Raw genomic sequence first — 17950 nt, forward strand, 5'->3', positions numbered from 1 at the left:
TGCTATGTCCTTCCCGCTCCTTACGGCGACTGCGGTCCTCCCGGCGGCCGGTGCGATCGTCACCGCCGCCGTGCCCGCCGCGCGCAGGACGGCAGCGAAGTGGGTGGCGCTGCTGTTCTCGCTCGCCACCCTGGTGCTGGCCGCGATCGTGCTGGTCCGCTTCGAGCCGGGCGGTAACCGCTACCAGCTCACCGAGTCCCACTCCTGGATCAAGGAGTTCGGCGTCCGGTACGAACTGGGCGTCGACGGCATCGGGGTCGTGCTCATCGCGCTGACCGCGCTGCTCATCCCGTTCATCATCATGGCCGGGTGGAACGACGCCGACCCCCTGGAGGACAGCAACTCCCGGTGGCGGCCCACCCAGGGCTTCTTCGCGCTGATCCTGATGGTCGAGGCGATGGTGATCCTCTCCTTCGAGGCCACCGACGTCTTCCTCTTCTACATCCTCTTCGAAGCCATGCTCATCCCGATGTACTTCCTCATCGGCGGCTTCGGGGACCGTGCCCACGGGGGCAGCGACGAGAACGCGGCGGCCCAGCGCTCGTACGCGGCCGTCAAGTTCCTGCTCTACAACCTGGTCGGCGGGCTGATCATGCTGGCCGCCGTCATCGGGCTCTATGTGGTCGCGGGCAGCTTCTCGCTCTCCGAGATCGCCGAGGCCCGCGCGAGCGGCCAGCTCGACATGGCGACCAACACCGAGCGGCTGCTGTTCCTCGGCTTCTTCTTCGCCTTCGCGATCAAGGCGCCGCTGTGGCCCCTGCACACCTGGCTGCCGAACGCGATGGGGGAGTCCACCGCACCGGTCGCCGTCCTGATCACCGCGGTCGTCGACAAGGTCGGCACCTTCGCGATGCTGCGCTTCTGCCTCCAGCTCTTCCCGGAGGCGTCGAAGTGGGCCACCCCGGTGATCGTGGTGCTCGCCCTGGTCAGCATCGTGTACGGAGCGCTGCTCGCGGTCGGCCAGCGGGACATCAAGCGCCTGGTGGCCTATGCCTCGATCTCGCACTTCGGCTTTATCGTCCTGGGTATCTTCGCGATGACCTCCCAGGGCCAGTCGGGCGCGACGCTCTACATGGTCAACCACGGGATCTCGACCGCCGCGCTGATGCTGGTGGCCGGGTTCCTGATCTCCCGGCGCGGCTCGCGGCTCATCGCGGACTACGGTGGAGTGCAGAAGGTCGCCCCCGTGCTCGCGGGCACCTTCCTCATCGGCGGCCTGGCGACGCTCTCGCTGCCGGGGCTCGCGCCGTTCGTCAGTGAGTTCCTGGTCCTGGTGGGCACCTTTGCGCGCTATCCGGTGGCCGGGATCATCGCAACCTCCGGCATCGTGCTGGCCGCGCTGTACACCCTCGTCCTCTACCAGCGGACGATGACCGGCCCGGTCAAGGCCGAGGTGCGGGGCATGCCCGACCTCAAGGCGCGTGAGCTGGCGGTCATCGCCCCGCTGATCGCGCTGCTGCTCTTCCTCGGCGTCTTCCCGAAGCCGCTGACGGAGATCGTCAATCCCGCCGTGGAGCACACGATGTCCGACGTACAACAGAAGGACCCCCGGCCCGAGGTGGAGGCGGCCAAGTGAGCGCTACAGCTGTCCACAGCCTGTGGACAACGGCGGCCGATCCGGTCTCCCGGATCAATGCCCCCGACATCGAGTACGGCCAGCTCGCACCGATCCTGATCGTCGTGGGCGCGGCCGTGGTGGGCCTGCTGCTGGAGGCGTTCCTCCCGCGCAGGGCCCGGTACCACGCCCAGGTGTTCCTGGCCACGCTCGCACTCGTCGCCGCGTTCGCCACCGTCGTGGGCCTCGCACAGGCCGGGTACGGCACCTCGAAGGTCAATATCGCCGCGATGGGCGCGATCGCCATCGACGGACCCACGCTGTTCCTCCAGGGCACGATCCTGCTGGCGTCGCTGGTCGCCGTGTTCACCTTCGCCGAGCGCAGGCTCGACCCGGAGGCACACGGCAACCGCATCGACTCCTTCGCCGCGCAGGCCGCCTCCGTGCCCGGCAGCGACAGCGAGAAGGCCGCGGTCCGGGCCGGGTTCACCACCACCGAGGTCTACCCGCTGGCCCTGTTCGCCGTCGCGGGCATGCTCGTCTTCCCCGCGGCGAACGATCTGCTGACCCTCTTCATCGCGCTGGAAGTCTTCTCCCTGCCGCTCTACCTCCTCTGCGCCCTCGCCCGCCGCAAGCGGCTGCTGTCGCAGGAGGCCGCGGTGAAGTACTTCCTGCTGGGCGCGTTCTCCTCGGCGTTCCTGCTGTTCGGCGTTGCCCTGCTCTACGGGTACGCGGGCTCGGTGTCGTACGCCCGTATCGCCGATGTCGTCGACGGCTCCGTCCGTACGATCGACCCGGCCCTCGCCGACACCATGGGCAATGACGCGCTGCTGCTGATCGGCTCCGCGATGATCCTGATGGGTCTGCTGTTCAAGGTCGGCGCGGTGCCGTTCCACATGTGGACGCCGGACGTCTACCAGGGCGCGCCCACCCCCGTCACCGGCTTCATGGCGGCGGCGACCAAGGTGGCCGCGTTCGGCGCGCTCCTGCGGCTGCTGTACGTGGTGCTGCCGGGGCTGCGCTGGGACTGGCGGCCGGTCATGTGGGGCGTCGCGATCGTCACCATGCTGGCGGGCGCGATCATCGCCGTCACCCAGACCGACATCAAGCGCCTCCTGGCGTACTCCTCGATCGCGCACGCCGGCTTCATCCTGGCCGGTGTGATCGCGGTGACGCCCGACGGAGTCTCCTCCGTCCTGTTCTATCTGGGCGCCTACTCGTTTGTGACGATCGGCGCGTTCGCGGTGGTCACGCTCGTGCGGGACGCGGGCGGCGAGGCCACCCATCTGTCCAAGTGGGCGGGGCTCGGGCGGCGTTCGCCGCTGGTGGCGGCGGTCTTCGCGGTCTTCCTGCTCGCGTTCGCCGGAATCCCGCTCACCTCGGGCTTCGCCGGTAAGTTCGCCGTCTTCAAGGCGGCGGCGGAGGGCGGCGCCGGGGTGCTGGTCGTGATCGGTGTGATCTCCTCCGCGATCGCCGCGTTCTTCTATATCCGGGTCATCGTCCTGATGTTCTTCAGCGAGCCGAAGGCGGACGGCCCGACGGTCGCCGTGCCCTCCGCGATGACGATGATGGCGATCGGGGCCGGTGTCATCGTGACCCTGGTCCTGGGTGTCGCCCCGCAGTACTTCCTGGACCTGGCGAGCCAGGCGGGAGTCTTCGTCCGGTAGCGCCGCCCGCGGTTCTCCAGGCGGTTCCGGTACGCGGATCTGCATGTGAAGGGGTCCGGCTCCCCCGGGAGCCGGACCCCTTCGCGCTGCCGGGACGAAGCCGCCCGGCCCGCGCCGGTACGCACCGGGGCCCGGATCCCCTCGGGGAGCCGGGCCCTCCGCTCTGTCCCGTCAGTCGTTCCGCCGCGTGCTTCGGCAGGTGCTCTCAGCCGTTGCGCCCGCGCCGGGGAGTGATCCGGGTGAGGTCGAGATCGATGGCGAAGGGGACGGAGACCTTCAGCCGGTCGTGGAAGATCCCGGTGCAGGTGTACTCGCCGGCCGCCGGTTCCCGCTCGAAGACGTACACCACGGCCCGGCCCTCGTCACTCTCCACCCGCCAGTAGTGGGGGATCCCGGCCCGCGCGTACTTCAGCGGCTTGGTCTCGCGGTCCCGCCCGATGGAATCCGGTGAGACGACCTCGATGGCCAGCTCTACGGCGTCGGCGGGAAACCGGGTCTGCTCCGGATTTTCGACGACATCGCCGCGGACCACGACCACATCGGGCTCGGGCCGGTTCTGCCGGTCGATGTCGATGGTGAATTCCCGGATGACCTCCACATCCTCGGGCGCTACGGATTGCAGCTGCCATTCGAAGAAACTCACTGCCCGTGCATGGAACAGGGTTTGCGCACTCACGAAGACGAGGCTCCCGTCGATCAGCTCCGTGTGCGGAGGCAGATGGGGAAGCCGATCGAGATCGTCGGCGGTCCAGCCGCCCGGGGGCGGAACCGGCCAGTGGGGCTCGGGCCTCGGGGCCTCGGGTTCCGCGCTCATCAGTGCTCCCATACGACGGAGTCTCACGGGTCCGGTCAGGGTATCGGGCGGGAAGGGGAACAGGCTCGCTCATTCGTGTGAGCCGGTCACGCGCCGTTGCCGAGCCCGGCGGCCCCGGCGCGGGAGGCGTACGCCCTGACGTCCGCGTCCGGGTCGTGGACGGCCGTGGCCAGGGCCGAGAGGGCGGCCGGGGCCGGGACATGGCGCAGGAGCGCCAGCACCGCGGACTTGCGGACATCGGCATGGGGGTCGCCGAGGGCCTTGGCGAGTGCCGGGACCGCCAGGTCCTGGACATCCCGCGCGGTGGCGCCGAGGGCCGTGGCGGCTCCGGCGCGGACCTGCCAGACGGGGTCGGACAGTGCCCGGAGCGCGGGTTCCACCAGGGGCGGGGGGCAGCCCGTGGCACCCAGCGCGCCGAAGGCCGCCGCGCGGACCAGGGCGTCGGGGTCGCCGGCCAGCACGGCGAGGGTGTCCAGCGGGGGCTCCGCCACCGAGGCCAGGGCCTTCGCCGTCGCCACCCGGACCTCGCGGGCGGGGTCGGCGGCGGCCCGCGCCAGTTCCGCCGGGGCGTCGACGGAGACCAGGGCGCGGACCGCCTCCGTTCGGACGGCGAGATCGGGATCGGCCAGCGCCGCCGCGTACAGGGCCGTTCCGCCCAGCCGCAGTGTCCACAGCAGCCCGAGCGCCGCGGCCCGTGCGACCGGGTCGTCGAAGGAGAGCGCCGAGACCAGGGGCGTACGCAACGCGGGTCCCGGCGGCAGGGTCTCGGCCAGCTCCCGCAGCGACGCGGCGGCGGCTGCCCGTACGGCGCCGTCCGCATCCGCCAGCGCGGCGGCCAGTGCCGGGCCCGTGCCCTCGGGCGCGGTCTCCGTGAGCGCCGTGACCGCGGCGCGCCGGACGGCCGGATCGGGATCGGCCAGATAGGGCGCCAGCGCGTCGAGGGCGGGCTCGCCGTCGGCGAGCACCAGCAGTTCCAGGATCCGGGGCGAGGTGCTGCTCGCGGCGACCGCCCCGGCCCGTACGGGAGCGGGGGCGATACGGGAGCCGGTCGGGGCACTCTCGCGCGGGCCGGCCGTGGCCGTCGGCTCCAGCCGGACCTCCCCGAGGTCCCGGGACTCCCCGCCCACCGGCGAGAACTCCTCCACCGGCACCAGATAGGGCGCGACCGGCCGTGCCGTGAACTCCATCGCCCCGCCCGGAGACTTGCGCAGATCCAGATGGTGCAGCCAGGCCCGGTCGTCGCGCCGGGGATGGTCCGTACGCTCGTGGTACAGCCCCCAGCGGGACTCCGTACGGGCGAGCGAGGCACGCGCCGCCATCTCCGCGCAGTCCCGGATGAAGCTCACCTCCGCGCAGCGCATCAGTTCGTGCGGGGTCCGCGCGCCCATCTCCGCGATCTCCCCGCGCATCCGCTCGAAGTGCTCCACGGCGAGGGAGAGCCGCGCCCCCGACTTGGGCGGGGCGACATAGTCGTTGACGAAGCGGCGCAGTTTGTACTCGACCTGCGGCTGCGGCGGCCCGTCCGGGTGGCGCAGCGGCCGGTAGACCAGTTCATGGGCCTCGCGCAGCTGATCCTCGGGCAACTCGCCCTCGTACGCCCGGTACCGGGCCGCGTCCTCCCCCGCCAGATCGCCGAAGACGAAGGCCCCGATCATGTAGTTGTGCGGTACGCAGGCCAGATCGCCCGCCGCGTACAGCCGGGGCACGGTCGTGCGGGCGTGGTCGTCCACCCGCACGCCCGAGGCCGAGTGGCCCCCGCAGAGCCCGATCTCGGAGATGTGCATCTCCACGTCGTGGGTGCGGTAGTCATGGCCGCGGCCCGCGTGGAAGGTGCCGCGGGTGGGGCGCTCGGTGGTGTGCAGAATCGTTTCCAGCGCCGAGACCGACTCCTCGGGCAGATGGCTGAGCTTCAGATAGACCGGGCCACGGTCGGAGGCGAGTTCGGCGGCGAACTCCGCCATCATCCGCCCCGACCAGTAGTCGGAGTCGACAAAGCGCTCACCGTGCCGGTTCACCTGGTAGCCGCCGAAGGGATTGGCGACATACGCGCAGGCCGGGCCGTTGTAGTCCTTGATCAGCGGATTGATCTGGAAGCACTCGATCCCGGTCAGCTCGGCGCCCGCGTGGTACGCCATGGCGTAGCCGTCACCCGCGTTGGTCGGGTTCTCGTACGTGCCGTACAGATAGCCGCTCGCGGGCAGGCCGAGCCGCCCCGCCGCACCGGTCGCGAGGATCACCGCACCCGCGCGGACGGTGACGAAACGGCCCGTACGGGTGTGGAATCCGGCCGCGCCGACGGCCCGGCCGCCGGCCGTCAGCACCCGTACGGGCATCACCCGGTTCTCGATACGGATGCGTTCGCGCATCTCGCGCCGGCGCAACTGCCGGTAGAGGACCTTCTTGACGTCCTTGCCCTCGGGCATCGGCAGGACGTACGAGCCGGAGCGGTGGACCTGGCGCACCGCGTACGCGCCGTGCTCGTCCTTCTCGAACTTCACTCCGTACGACTCCAGGCGCCGTACCATCGCATGGCCGCGGACCGCCGTCTGGCGGACGGTGGACTGGTCGACGATGCCGTCGTTGGCCCGGGTGATCTCGGCGACGTAGTCGTCGGGGTCCGCGCGGCCCGGGATGACGGCGTTGTTGACCCCGTCCATGCCCATGGCGAGGGCGCCCGAGTGCCGTACATGGGCCTTCTCCAGCAGCAGCACCCGCGCGCCCTTCCCGGCCGCGGTGAGCGCGGCCATGGTGCCGGCGGTGCCGCCGCCGATGACGAGGACGTCGCAGGACAGCTCGTCCGCGTCGCTGAGCGCGGGGATCACGGGCATCGCGGCGGACGCGGGGGGCGCGTCGGACGCAGGGGTGGCCGGGGTCGCGGGGGTCTGCATGACGGGCCTTTCGCCGGGGTGGTCGGGTGTCGGGTGCCGTGGCCGGAGCGTTGTGCCGGGGAACGCTTCTGGTCACAGCGCCAGGGACGCGAGGACCTCGCGGCGCAGGGCGAGCGTCTCGGGCGCCGCGTGGGCGGCGCGGTCGCGGGGGCGGGGGACGTCCAGGACCCGGCCGGTGCCGAGGAGGGCGAGGCGGTCGCCGAGGAACAGCGCCTCGTCCACGTCGTGCGTGACGAAGACGACGCTCGCGCCCGTGCCCCGCAGCACCTCGGTCAGCAGCCGCTGCATCTCGGACCTGGTCTGCGCGTCCAGCGCGCCGAACGGCTCGTCCATCAGCACCGCCCGGGGCTCACCGGCGAGCGCGCGGGCGAGCTGGACACGCTGGCGCTGCCCGCCCGAGAGCCGGTGCGGGAACGTTCCCGCGTGACCGGCGAGCGCGACCCGCTCCAGCCAGGACGCGGCGGTCCGCCGCCGTTCCGCACGGGGAACGCCCTTGATGACGAGGGGCAGTTCGACATTGGCCCGGACCGTGCGCCAGGGCAGCAGGGCGTCGTCCTGGAAGACGAGGGCGCGTTCGGCGCGGGGAGCGGTGACGGGGATCCCGTCCTCGGTCACCTCGCCGCCGAGCGGGGGCAGCAGTCCGGCGAGCGTCCGCAGCAGGGTGGACTTGCCGCAGCCGGACGGGCCGACGACGGTGAGGACCTCGCCGGGCGCGACATCGAGATCGACGCCTTCGAGGACGGGGGTCCCCGGTCTGCCGAGCGTGACGTTCCGGAGGGCGAGCCGCGCGCCCCGGGGGCCGGTGGCGCCGGGGGGACTGCGGTCGGGGGTGCCGGCGGCGGAGGGGCCGGACGGCTCCGGGGCGGGGGTGGTGGACAGGGCGGCGGCGGGGTCCTCCGGGTTCGCGGGGACCGTCGGTTCTGTGGAGTTGTTCGTGGAATCCGTGGTGTTCACCGCGTTCACGGCACCTCGCTCCTTCGGTGTACGGGGACGGGTACGGGAGAGGGCCCGGCCGTGGCGGACCCGGCGTCGGGAACGGGAACGGGACCTGCGTCGTGCCCGTGCTCGGGCCCGGCGTCCCGCTCGTGCTCCTGGCCGGGTCCGTTCTCCGGGCCGGGTCCGGGGGCGGGATCGCGTACGGGGCCGGCACCGGGACCCGGACCCGGACCTGGATCGAGTACGGCCCCGGCAGGGGCGACCGCGGGCACGGCCGGACGGGCCCCGCGCGGCGACGGCCCGGCGCCTCCTGCAACCGCCGCCGCCCCCGTCCGTGGCAGCCAGCGCGTCAGCCGGCGGCCCGTCAGCTCCACCGCCGTGGACGTCACCCAGCCGAGGACGCCGATGGTCACCATCCCGACGAACACCCCCGGGTAGTCGACGACCGTGTAGTCCTGCCAGGTCCGGTAGCCCACCCCGTACTCACCGGAGATCATCTCCGCCGAGATCACACAGATCCACGAGACGCCGATCCCCACCGACAGCCCCCCGAGGATGCCCGGCAGCGCCCCCGGCAGCACCACCGAGAAGAGGACGCGCCACCGGCCGCCGCCCATGGTGAGGACCGCCTCCTCCCAGACCGGGGTGAGAGCCCGTACCGCGTGCCGCGTGGAGACCGTCACCGGGAAGAACGCGGCCGTGAACGTGATGAACACGATCCCCTGCTCATTGCTGGGGAACAACAGGATCGCCACCGGTACCAGGGCGATCGCCGGGATCGGGCGCAGCACCTCCAGCACCGGCCCGAGGAGGTCGGAGGCCAGCCGTGAGCGGGCCGTCGCCGTCCCCACGGCCACGCCCGCCACCGCCGCCAGTACGAAACCGGTGACGATACGGGTGAGGCTGTCGGTGAGGTCCTGCCAGTACGTGCCGCTGCCCGCCCGGTCGCCGAAGGCGCGCGCCACGTCCGTCACCGTCGGGAACTGCTCGAACCGCAGCCACAGCGTCACGTCGTACGCGGTGAGCAGCTGCCACAGCGCGAGCGCCCCGGCCAGGGACAGGACCCGCAGCAGCCGCCGGGAGGTCATGAGGCCCGCCCGGCCAGTTCCAGGGCCTCGGTGTACGAGACCGCCCGGGCGCCGGGATGGCCGGCGGTGTACGCCTCGGCCGTCGCCGGTGCCACGAACGGCAGCAGCCGGGTGCCGTCCGCGACCCACACCGCCCGGTCGGCGAACCAGGGCGTGCCGGTGGTCGCGTCGGGCACATACGCGGCGCGGTCCGTCCCCGGGTTCTCGGCGAGATGGGCGAGCAGCAGGGCGGGGGTGGCGAACGTCCTCGTCGCCGTACCGCCCTCGGGCCACAGCTCGGAGAGGGCGGGCGGCGGCGCGGCGCCGAGCGCCTTCGCGTAGCCGGAGGAACCGTACGCCCGCTTGAGATACCGGTCGTCGGCGAACGCGTCCACGTCCACATCGCCCACCAGCTTGGCGGACTTCAGGACCGGTACGTCCTCCTTCAGCGCCGCCAGGAGCGAGGGCTTCAGCGTGGGGTCGAAGGTGGCGATGCCCCGCGCGCCGTTGTAGAGGTAGACCACCTCGGCGGGCAGCCCGGTCGCCTTCGCCACCGACTCCGCCGCCTCCACCGGGCGGGCGCGCAGATACCCGGTCGCCCGGATCTGCGCGCGCAGGAAGTCCTCCAGCACGGCGGATCGTTTCTCCGCGAAGTCCTCGCGCGCGGTGACCCCGTGGAAGGTCGGCAGATTCAGCGCGGCTCCGTCGTACAGGGCCTTTGCCCGCCCCTGGAACGCCAGCAGTCCCGGCCAGGCCACGAACTGCGAGAGCGCGTCCGCGCTGCCCGCCGTGAGCGCCGAAGCACCCACCGACGGCTGCTGGTTGAGCTTGCGGATGTCCTTCTGCGGATCGAGCCCGGCGCGCTCCAGCGCCCGTACGAGCGTGCCGTCGGCCGCCGAGCCGACGGAGGTGGAGACCTTCTTCCCCCGCAGGTCGGCCAGGGTGCGCAGATCCGAACCGGGTGCGGTGACCACGGTGTTGAGGCCGCCGCGCGGGTTGTACCCGGTGACGGAGACCAGCCGGGTGGGCCGGTCGAGCTGTCTGCCGCGCGCCGCGTTGATCAGCAGCGGGAAGTCACCCATCGAACCGATGTCGATTTTCCCGGCCGTCATCTGCGCGGTGATCGGCGCGCCCGTGGCGTAGTCCTGCCACTTCACCTTGTAGGTGATGCCGTCGCGTTCCCCCCGGGCCCGCAGCTCCTGCTCGAAGTAGCCGAGGGAGCGCAGCAGGGTGCCGGCGGTGACGGTGTTGATGGTCTTGGACTGGTAGCCGACGGTGACGGTGACCGTCCGGGAGCCGTCGGCGTCCGCGTCGCCGCCGCAGCCCGTGGCGAGGCCGCCGACGAGGAGCGCGCTCAGTCCGAGGGGAAGTGCTGTGCGTTTCATGGGGTACGGGCCTCTCTCACCGCAGCAGATAGGGCATGTTGACGCTGACCGCGCCGGTCGGGCAGCGGGCGGCGCACGGGCCGCAGTACCAGCACTCGTCCACATGCATGTACGCCTTGCCGCTGTCCGGGTTGATCGCGAGGGAGTCGAGCGGGCACATGTCCACGCAGAGGGTGCATCCGTCGATGCACTTCGACTCGTCGATGGTCACGGGCACGTCGGTGCGCTGGGCGGTCAGAGGCATGGCGGTCTCCAGGAAGGTGCGGTACGGGAATGGGCTGAGGGAGATACGCGAGGCAATAGGGGCAAAAGGGGCGGGGATTGGCAGGTGTATGCGGTCAGGAAGGGGAGGTGTGAAGGTACGGGCAGGTGTCAGGCGGAACGGTGCAGCAGACCGCTCATCGCGATCCGGTCCCCCCGGAAGCGGATGAACTCCAGGTCCACGGGCCGGCCGTCGGAGAGATGGGTCAGGCGCTCCAGCATCAGCACGGCCGAACCGCGCGGGGCTTCGAGCACGGTGGCGGAGTGCGCGTCGGCGTTGACGGCCTCCAGGGTGATCTCGGCGGTGCCGAGCGGCTGCCCGGTGAGCCGTTCGAGCAGCCGGAACACGTCGGTGTGCTCCAGATCGCAGCCGAGCAGCCCGGTGCCGATGTCCATCGGCACATAGGTGAGGTCGAGGGAGAGCGGCAGCCCGTTCAGCCGCCGCAGCCGTTCGATGCACAGGACGTCGCCGTGTTCGGCGAGGCGGAGGCGGCGGGCGACCGGCGCGGGCGCGGTGACCGGACCGACCGTACGGACCTCGTTGGTGACCTCGCCGTGCTCGCGCAGGGTCTCGGCGAGCCCCTGGAGCCGGTCCAGTCCGTGCGGGTACTTCTCGGCCACCACGACGGTGCCGACGCCCGGCTGCCGTTCGACCAGCCCCTCCGTACGCAGCAGATCCAGTGCCTGGCGCACGGTGTTGCGCGAAACGCGGTACTCCTCGCCGAGCGCGTCCTCCAGCGGCAGCACTCCGCCGGGGAAGCCGCCCCTGCGCATCTGGTGGCGCAGCAGATCGGCGAGCTGGCGCGCCCGGTCCGCGCGCAGCCGCCGCCGTCGTGCGGCGGCGACCGGCACGGTGTGGTCACGGATGCGTTCGGCTGGCATGGCGTGGACGATACCGACGGGGTGCCGACGATGGTGTTGCCGCAGTGTTGCGCCATCAACAACTCGGGCTGCACCGCTGTGACCTGCGGTTTCATCCGGGGCGTGGCAAGATCTGCCACTATCACGGGCTGTACGGGGGGCCTGTGCGGGGTGCCCGCCGACGCCCGCCGTGTCCCCGCTCGTTCCCGTCCGTGTCCGTCCGTGTCCGCCCGTGCCCGCGTGGGTCCATGCCCGTGCCGGGGCCGGCGCGGGCACGGAGGCTGGGGCCGGGCCCCGCCCGGGTCAGGCCGAGGGGACGATCCGGCCCGTGACCTCGCCCAGCCCGACCCGTACCCCGTCCGGGCCCGGCGCCCACGCGGTCATCGTCACCACATCGCCGTCCTCCAGGAACGTCCGCTTGCCCTCGGGGAGTTCGAGGGGATCCCGGCCGTTCCAGGTCAGCTCCAGCAGGGAGCCGCGCTGGTGGACCTCGGGCCCGCTGACCGTGCCGGAGCCGTACAGATCGCCCGTACGCAGGGACGCGCCGTTCACCGTCATCTGCGTCAGCTGCTGGGCGGCCGTCCAGTACATGGTGGCGAACGGCGGCTCGGCGATCACATGGGCGTTGACCGCGACAGTAATACGGATGTCGAAGCCGCCCTTCTCCTCCTCGGCGGAGTCGTCGAGATAGGGGAGCAGCCCGACGTCCCGCGCGGGCGGATCGGTCCTCGCCGCGTCGAGTGCCTCCAGAGGGGTGACCCACGCCGACACCGAGGTGGCGAAGGACTTGCCGAGGAACGGTCCCAGCGGGACGTACTCCCACGCCTGGATGTCCCGGGCCGACCAGTCGTTGAGCAGGAACAGGCCGAACACATGCTCCGTGAACTCCCCGAGCGGCACCGGGCGGCCCATCGGAGTCGGCGCCCCGACCAGGAAGCCGACCTCCGCCTCGATGTCGAGCTTGACCGACGGGCCGAAGACGGGCGCGGGGTCGGCGGGGCCCTTGCGCTGGCCGCTGGGGCGTACGACATCCGTACCGGAGACGACGACCGTGCCGGAGCGGCCGTGGTAACCGATCGGCAGATGCTTCCAGTTGGGGGTCAGCGGCTCGCCGTCCGGGCGGAAGATCCGGCCGACGTTGGTGGCGTGGTTCTCGCTGGCGTAGAAGTCGACGTAGTCGGCGACCTCGTACGGAAGGTGCAGCGTGACCGAGCCGAGCGGGTGGAGCAGCGGTTCGACCGTGGCTCGGTGGGCGGGCACCGTCACCCACGCGGTGAGCGCGCGCCGCACATCGCGCCAGGCGGTGCGCCCGGCGGCGAGCAGCGGGTTGAGATTCGGCCGGTCCAGGAGTGCGGCATAGGGGGAGCCGAGAGCGCGGGCCGCCGCGCCGACGTCGAGCACATACCGTCCGACGCGGACGCCGAGCCTGCGGCGTTCGGGCTCGTCCTCCGTGGTGAAGACGCCGTACGGGAGGTTGTGCGGGCCGAAGGGATCGCCCTCGGCGAGATCGAGCGGGCTCTGCTCGGACATCGGTGCCTGCCTCGCTTTCCACAGTGTGGGGGACACGTTACGTGGGCCTCGCACGGGTCCGTCAGGGTGCGATCTCCGAGCGGGCCGAGGTGTCACCTGGGTGGACGGGGAGCCGTCTGCGCCACGTCCGGTGGAAGACGACTTCCCCGCCGTGGCGGCAGATCACCTCGTCCTCCGCGATGAAGCCGGGCGGGGGTACGGGGGCGGAGCCCTGGGCGGGGGCCGGACCTGTACCCGAGCCCGGGGCCGTACCCGAGCGGGGGCCCTGGGTGGAGGCCGCTCCCGCGCCCGAGCCGGAGCCCCGGGCGGGGGCCGCTCCCGGTTCCGCCGGGTCGCGGGTGAGGACGGAACGCGTCTCGACCGTCACGTCCCAGGCCAGGTCCGGCCGGTGGAGCCGGACCGTCCGGGTGGACTCGGCGCGGGCCGACCGGGGGTCGTCCTCCCGGATCGTACGGATCTCCCGGGCCTCCTCGACGAGTTCGAGCCCGTCGGGGAACAGGCGCCGGCCGCCCGTGTCCCGGGTCTCGGGGTCGGCCTCCACCCGCCACTCGCCCGCACCGACATCCCGCACGACCAGCCGCTCGGGGCGCCGCTCCCCGGGGGCGGTCAGCGTCGCCGGGGTGCTGACCCCGAGGGGCTCGGTCCGCTCCGGCGGCCCGAAGGCGGGGTCGTACGCGGGGCCGCGCACCGGGTCGTACGCCGTGTCCGTGCGGACGGGCAGCTCCAGCCGCGAGCCCCCGGGATCCAGCACGAACCCCGCCGCACCCGGCTGGGGCCACACCCACGGCCAGTACGCGGACGAGAGGGCCAGCCGCACCCGGTGCCCCGGCGGGAACCGGTGGCCCGCTCCGTCGAGGGCGAAGGCCACCTCCCCGGCCGTACCGGGCGGCCAGGCGTCGGCCCGCTCGGTGCCGTGGCGGGCGGCGAGATTCAGTACGCCCCTGGTGACCAGCGCCGACGAGCCGTCGGGCGCGATGTCGCAGAGCCGGGCGATCACCTGCCCGTACGGGACGTCCAGCCGCAGCCGCAGGGTGACCCGGGGCCGGCCCAGGATCTCCACGGCGGCGCCCTCGACCGGGAACTCGAAGCAGGCCGAGCGGGCGTCCTCCGCCCGCTGGTCGGGCGGGAGATCGGCGCCCCGGCCGCCGGCGGGCAGCCAGCGGCCCGCGTCCACTCCGGTCTGCTGCGGCGAGTCGACGATCCCGGGCGGGCCCTGGAGGGCGTACGACACGGTCCGCAGCGCGGGCGACGGCCAGACGTTCTCGGCCACCCAGTAGCCCCCGGGGCTGCCCTCGCCGGGTCCGGGACCGCCTTTGCCGGGGACGGGCCCAGGTCCGTCCTCTCCGGGACCGGGGCCGGCGGGCCCGTCTCGGCCGGGGCTGCCGCGTCCGTCCGCGCCGGGTCCGTCCCGGCCCGTACGGGACCCGCCGCGTCCGCCGCCGCCCGTACCGGGGGCCTCGATCCATGCCCGCAGCAGGGGCCCGTCCATCACCCCGTTGGCCTCGTCGCGCAGATGGCGGTCCCACCAGGCGAGGGTCTCCCGGAGGAACCCGATCGCCGGGCCGGGGCGCCCGTGGTCCGGATACTGGAGGGCCCACGGCCCGATCAGACCCCGTACCCGGTCGGCGGGCAGCGCGTCGAGCAGCGCGAACACGGTGTCGCGGTACGGCTCGTGCCAGCCGCCCACCGCCAGCACCGCCGCCCGTAGGGATGAGAGGGGCTCCCCGCGCGTCCAGTGGTCGTCCCGGAGCGGATGGGCGAGCAGCCGGTGGAGGGGAGGTTCGACGGACTCCAGCCGCCTCAGCCACAGCTCGCGCCACCCGTCGCCCGCGTACGCCGGGTCCGGCGGGCGGCAGAGCGCCGAGAGCAGCGCGGCCGACCGGCTCTGCATCGCGTCGGCCGACGGTGAGCCGCCCGGGTAGGAGGCGCCGTTGTCGTAGTTGTCGTAGTCGTCGTAGGGGGCACCGGCCGCGCCCACGGTGACGACCGCGTCCAGCGGACCGGGCGCCAGGGCCGCGAGCCGCAGCGCCCAGGTGGCGCCCCGGCCGAGCCCGAACATCCCGACCCGGCCCGTGCACCAGGGCTGTCCCGCCAGCCAGTCGATCACCTCGGCCCCGTCGGTGAGCACGTCGGGCCCGTTCGCGGGAGCCTCCGGAACGCCCGCCCCGGTCGTCTCCAAGCCGTCGGCCCCGGTCGTCTCCGGGCCGCCGGTCCCGGTCGCCGCCTTGTCCTCGTCCCCCGGCCCGGGGAGACGCAAGGGTACGGAGGGGTCGGCCGGCACCCCCTCGCTGTTGCCGTAGCCGCGCGCGTCGACGCGTACGGAGGCATAGCCGTGGGCCGCGTACCAGGGGTGGCGCTGGGCGTCGCGCGGGGCGGTCGCGTCGGTCAACCGGTCCGGGGCGTATTCGAGCAGAACGGGGACAGGAGCGTCGGTGAGCGGACGCCAGAGCCGGGCGTACAGCCGGGTCCCGTCGAGGAGAGGAATCCGGATGTCCTCATGGCTGGTTTCATGGAGAACAGGGGGAACAGGGGGAACAGACGGACGATGGCGCATGGTGAGGCCTCGCTGCACGGGGTGGGTCCCCACCGCCGGGCCGGTCCCGGACCACCGCGCCCCGGACCCGGAGACGGACCCGGAACCGAGTCCGGAGACGGACCCGGAGACGGACCTGGAACACCGCCCGGAACCCGGAACCGCATCCGGGGGAATTCCGTCGCCGGTCCCGGTGAAAAGGCTCACCCCTGGTCGTATGTGCTGATCACGAACATACCGGCGGCGGCGGGAAGGCGCTCATGGTGATCGAAACGCGACCGGATACGCTGACTTGAGTGAATCCAGCGACACATCGACAATCCGTGTGATTATCAGCAGACAGGAGACCCCTCGTGACCGTCGTCGGGCCGTTCGGGCTGAGCGTGCGGGACCAGGCTCTTGAGGCCGATGTCCAGAACGGGCTGTCGGCCGTCGAGGCGGGGCTGCTCGAAGCCACCAAGAGCGAGGTGCCCTTCATCACGGAGGCCGCACAGCATCTCGTACGCGCCGGGGGCAAGCGGTTCCGGCCACTGCTGGTGATGCTCGCGGCCCAGTTCGGCGATCCCCACGCGCCGGGTGTCGTGCCCTCCGCGGTGGTCGTCGAGCTGACGCATCTCGCGACCCTGTACCACGACGATGTGATGGACGAGGCCGAGGTACGGCGGGGTGTGGACAGCGCCAACGCCCGCTGGGGCAACTCCGTCGCCGTCCTGACCGGCGACTTCCTGTTCGCACGCGCCTCCCACATACTGGCCGATCTGGGCCCGGAGGCCGTACGCGTCCAGGCCGAGGCATTCGAACGGCTGGTCACCGGCCAGATCCTGGAGACGGCGGGTCCGCGCGACGGCCGCGACCCGGTGGAGCACTACCTCGATGTCATCGGGGGCAAGACGGGTTCGCTGATCGCGGTCTCCGGCCGGTTCGGCGCGATGATGTCCGGCGCGGACGAGGGCGTCGTCGACATCCTCACCCAGTACGGGGAACGGCTCGGCGTCGCCTTCCAGCTCGCCGACGACGTACTGGACATCGCCAGCGACTCCCATGAGTCCGGCAAGACGCCCGGCACGGATCTGCGCGAGGGAATCGCCACCCTGCCGGTACTCCATCTGCGTGCCCGGGCCGAGGCGCACGCGCGCCCGGACGATCTGGAACTTCTCGGCCTCCTCGACGGCGATCTGGCCGACGACACCCGGCATGCCGAGGTGCTGCAACGGCTGCGTGCCCATCCGGCCCTGGAGCAGGCGCGGCGGGACACCGTCCGGTACGCGGAGGAGGCGCGCGCCATGCTCGCACCGCTGCCGGAGTGTTACGCCAAGGCGGCTCTGGAGGAGCTGTGCGACGCGGTGGTGCACCGCGCGGGCTGACACCGGGTTCCCGGGCCCGGGGTGACGGGTGGGCGGCCCGGCCGTACGAGGTGACGGCGCCCCGCCCGGGCGCGGGGCCCGCCCTGTCGGCATCCGACCGCACCCGGTGCCGACCCGAGCGGACCCGGTGACGGCATCCGACCGCACCGGTGCCGGCACGGACCCGGTCGGGGCGTACTCGCGAACGGCCTCAGGCGCCCGCCCCGGCCGCCGAACCGCTCGCCCGGACGGCCCAAGGCCCTCGCCCCGAACGGTGAAGCGCCCGCACGGACGCGGTCGGGGCGTACCACTCGAACCGGTCGAGCAGACTGTTCTCATGACGGATCAGCTCACTCACAGACTTCTCGAACGTTTTGTCGACGCTGTACGGCAGGCGCTGCCCGTGGTCTCCGTGTGGGTGCACGGTTCGCTCGCCGCCGGGATCGACTTCCGCCCCGGCCGCAGCGATCTCGATCTGATAGCCGTGCTCGAACGGCCCTGCACACCGGCCGGGGAACAGCGGCTCGCGGATCTCCACGCGACCCTGGCGAAGGACGTCCCGGCCGCGGTGAAGCTGCACTGCGGCTATCCGCCCGCCGGCGAACTGGCCGACCCGGCGGGGGAGCACCTCACCTGGGCCCACGGTGAGCTGTTCCGCCGTCCGGTCGGCCCGGTGACCAGACGCGAGCTGCACGAGTTCGGCCGCGTCCTGTACGGCCCTCCCGTGGCCGAACTCCTGCCCCCGATCACGGACACCCAGCTCAAGGAGGCCATCGTCGGTGAGCTGACGGACGACTGGCGGCCCAACCTGAGCCGGGAACGGCTCCGCCAGGACGCGTGGGTGGACCACGGCTTTCTGGCCCTGGCACGGGCGGCGGTCACCCTGCGCAGCGGCGATCTGATCAGCAAGCGCGAGGCCCTCGGTGTCCTCACGGTCGAACTGGGCGCGCCCGCCGAGGTGGTGGAGGACATCAGCAGACGGCGGTACGCCGATCCGCCCCCCGCCCCCGCGTCCGAGGAGTGGACGGCCCGGCGCGCGGAACTCGCCCTCGCGTTTCTGGCGCCCGCGCTGGACAAGGTCATTGCCTCGTACGGACCGCGAACGTGAGC

At 72.5% G+C, this 17950-nt stretch carries 12 protein-coding genes and 1 pseudogene; 4 read left to right on the top strand and 9 right to left on the bottom strand.

Features of this window, described 5'->3' with window-relative positions:
* Window positions 1–4 precede the first annotated feature (4 nt).
* Together ACIBCM_RS18920 and nuoN are read left to right on the top strand one after the other, a co-directional pair.
* Window positions 5–1576 (top strand): NADH-quinone oxidoreductase subunit M, encoded by a 1572-nt coding sequence (locus ACIBCM_RS18920; RefSeq protein WP_399244601.1) that lies wholly within the window; start codon window positions 5–7, stop codon window positions 1574–1576.
* A complete protein-coding gene (gene nuoN, locus ACIBCM_RS18925) occupies window positions 1573–3222 on the top strand; it encodes an NADH-quinone oxidoreductase subunit NuoN (protein WP_399244603.1) in 1650 nt (549 codons plus the stop codon). Before ACIBCM_RS18920 ends, nuoN begins: the two co-directional genes overlap by 4 nt.
* 205 nt (window positions 3223–3427) lie before the next feature.
* Here the strand turns inward: nuoN and ACIBCM_RS18930 are convergent, their stop codons facing one another.
* From ACIBCM_RS18930 to ACIBCM_RS18970, 9 genes and pseudogenes are all read right to left on the bottom strand, one after another.
* Window positions 3428–4036, bottom strand: coding sequence for a Uma2 family endonuclease (locus tag ACIBCM_RS18930; RefSeq protein ID WP_399244891.1), 609 nt, complete (start codon window positions 4034–4036; stop codon window positions 3428–3430).
* A gap of 86 nt (window positions 4037–4122) precedes the next feature.
* Window positions 4123–6864: a fumarate reductase/succinate dehydrogenase flavoprotein subunit gene (locus tag ACIBCM_RS18935; RefSeq protein WP_399244893.1), complete on the bottom strand. Its 2742-nt coding sequence runs from the start codon at window positions 6862–6864 to the stop codon at window positions 4123–4125.
* A 132-nt stretch (window positions 6865–6996) separates the two neighbouring features.
* Window positions 6997–7878, bottom strand: coding sequence for an ABC transporter ATP-binding protein (locus ACIBCM_RS18940; RefSeq protein ID WP_399244895.1), 882 nt, complete (start codon window positions 7876–7878; stop codon window positions 6997–6999).
* A gap of 233 nt (window positions 7879–8111) precedes the next feature.
* Window positions 8112–8948: pseudogene (locus ACIBCM_RS18945) on the bottom strand (ABC transporter permease); the annotation flags it as partial.
* Complete coding sequence (locus ACIBCM_RS18950) at window positions 8945–10312, bottom strand: ABC transporter substrate-binding protein (RefSeq protein ID WP_399244605.1); 1368 nt, start codon at window positions 10310–10312, stop codon at window positions 8945–8947. The gene ACIBCM_RS18950 and the pseudogene ACIBCM_RS18945, both read right to left, overlap by 4 nt.
* A gap of 16 nt (window positions 10313–10328) precedes the next feature.
* Window positions 10329–10556 carry a ferredoxin family protein gene (locus ACIBCM_RS18955; protein WP_399244607.1) on the bottom strand — a complete coding sequence of 76 codons (228 nt, stop codon included), beginning with the start codon at window positions 10554–10556 and terminating at the stop codon, window positions 10329–10331.
* Between the two features lie 128 nt (window positions 10557–10684).
* Complete coding sequence (locus ACIBCM_RS18960) at window positions 10685–11455, bottom strand: GntR family transcriptional regulator (RefSeq protein ID WP_399244609.1); 771 nt, start codon at window positions 11453–11455, stop codon at window positions 10685–10687.
* Window positions 11456–11737: 282 nt separating this feature from the next.
* The gene (fahA, locus tag ACIBCM_RS18965) at window positions 11738–12964 is read right to left on the bottom strand and encodes a fumarylacetoacetase (protein ID WP_399244611.1); all 1227 of its coding nucleotides are present in this window, start codon (window positions 12962–12964) and stop codon (window positions 11738–11740) included.
* Between the two features lie 61 nt (window positions 12965–13025).
* Window positions 13026–15518 (bottom strand): CocE/NonD family hydrolase, encoded by a 2493-nt coding sequence (locus ACIBCM_RS18970; RefSeq protein WP_399244897.1) that lies wholly within the window; start codon window positions 15516–15518, stop codon window positions 13026–13028.
* A 332-nt stretch (window positions 15519–15850) separates the two neighbouring features.
* Between ACIBCM_RS18970 and ACIBCM_RS18975 the strand changes: the two genes are divergently transcribed.
* Window positions 15851–16861, top strand: a complete 1011-nt coding sequence (locus tag ACIBCM_RS18975) for a polyprenyl synthetase family protein (RefSeq protein WP_399244612.1) — start codon at window positions 15851–15853, stop codon at window positions 16859–16861.
* A gap of 316 nt (window positions 16862–17177) precedes the next feature.
* Entirely contained in the window at window positions 17178–17948 is a 771-nt protein-coding gene (locus ACIBCM_RS18980) for a nucleotidyltransferase domain-containing protein (protein WP_399244614.1), read from the top strand.
* The last annotated feature ends 2 nt before the right edge of the window (window positions 17949–17950 follow it).

Origin of the sequence: Streptomyces sp. NPDC051018 (assembly GCF_044456085.1) — a bacterium.
Taxonomy (GTDB): Bacteria; Actinomycetota; Actinomycetes; order Streptomycetales; family Streptomycetaceae; genus Streptomyces.